The organism is Kordia sp. (genome assembly GCF_050633145.1).
Taxonomy (GTDB): domain Bacteria; phylum Bacteroidota; class Bacteroidia; order Flavobacteriales; family Flavobacteriaceae; genus Kordia.
In genome coordinates this window covers 1-1,598 of record NZ_JBOEFY010000089.1, presented here as the reverse complement: position 1 = coordinate 1,598, position 1,598 = coordinate 1, and the positions used below count along the sequence as shown (strand labels likewise).

Below are 1,598 nucleotides of genomic sequence, written 5' to 3'. Positions count from 1 at the left end.
AATCCTTGGTTTTTATCAGCTACACTTGTATTTACTTCTGAAATGAGCGGATCGTGTACATGACGTTCTGGTCCGCCTAAGCCTATAGCTCGGTATGGATCTAAGGCATTGTCTACAAATACTGTCCACTCGGAAGTAGTAAAAATACCGTTTCCTGTAATTATATCATCATTACGTACTATAGAGGACGTATTTGTTATATTTTCTACTACATCTATTCGATTAGCCCATGCAGTATTGTCGGTAGTTGTAGAAAGAATCAAAATGTCATTACCTGCATCGAAAGCGGTAATTCCTGCGTTTACTTCCCTTATAGGAGCGTTATTAATATTTACTCCTGAAAGTCCAGTGCTTTCTATTAAAACAGATTGATTTGGCGCTAAACTTCCTGTAACAGTATATGTAGCCGTTGGAGTAACTCCTGTTTGATCGCCGCTTACATTCGCATAATACACAAGGTTTATGGAACCAGCAGTAATAGAATTTGTATCAATATTTGTTAATTCAATTACTCTATGGATACCATTGTGATATACTTGTGTAATAATAACATCAGTTTTAACTTCTCTGTAATCTAAATCTATATTATTTGTTGGATCGGCATTAGTTCCATCAGCATCGGTATCATTATCTGAATCTGCTAATAAGAAATTGGTGCCATCATGAGAAAGTCCATTAACATCGGTATAATCGTCTGCATTTTCTATGGTGGCATCGTTATCTAATCCATTGGTTCCTACTGTACCGTCTGTATCTCCGTCATTGTCACTATCATTGTTAGCTAAACCAGATTCTGCAATATCAAAGACACCATCTTCATCAGAGTCTAGATCTAAATAATCTGGATTGTCTGTAACAGATACACTGTCTGTATTTACAGGAGATAAGCCTCCTAAATAGGCAGAGTTGACACCATCATTGGTAAGATAGGTAGCCGCATTGTCTGCATTAGGCGCTATATAATTCTGTGTTGTTTGTGCTTCTATATTGTCTGGAATCCCATCATTGTCGGAGTCAAGATCTCTACAATCTAGAATACCGTCATTATCTGTATCTTTATCTACTAATAGGATCTTGATATCATCCATACCAATAAAAGATTCTCCTGTAGTTGTACTTTGATTATAAAAAGTGAGGTGCGATAAAGTACTTGGAACAACAAAAGAAATTGAGACTTCTTGCCAACTACCTGTAGTTATTATTTGAGATTGTCCAACTACAATTGATTCATCACCAAACGAAGTTCCTCCTCTAACATATATTATACTTGGTGCATCCCAATCTCTGTTTCCTTCATTCATAATACGAGCGTAAAAAGATAGGGTTAGTTGATGACCAGTATTCAATACACTTGAAAGCTGCAAACTCCAAGTTTCAAACCTATTCCCATTAGCCGGACCTGTATGAAAGGAAATAAATTTACTCCCTTCAAAAGGTGAAACCGCGGGGTTTATGCCAAAAAGACCACCATCATTCACATCTGCCGAACCAGTCATATTTTGTACTGTCCCTGAATTTGGTAAACTGCCTATTGATAAACTTTCAATATCACCATTTAAATCTGATAAGTTATTACTACATTCTACTGAATCTAAAAT

The 1,598-nt window shown here is 36.4% G+C and carries 1 pseudogene; it reads right to left on the bottom strand.

The features are described 5' to 3' along the window. Window positions 1-1,598 (bottom strand): annotated as a pseudogene (locus tag ACRBBL_RS26600) (hypothetical protein); the annotation flags it as partial.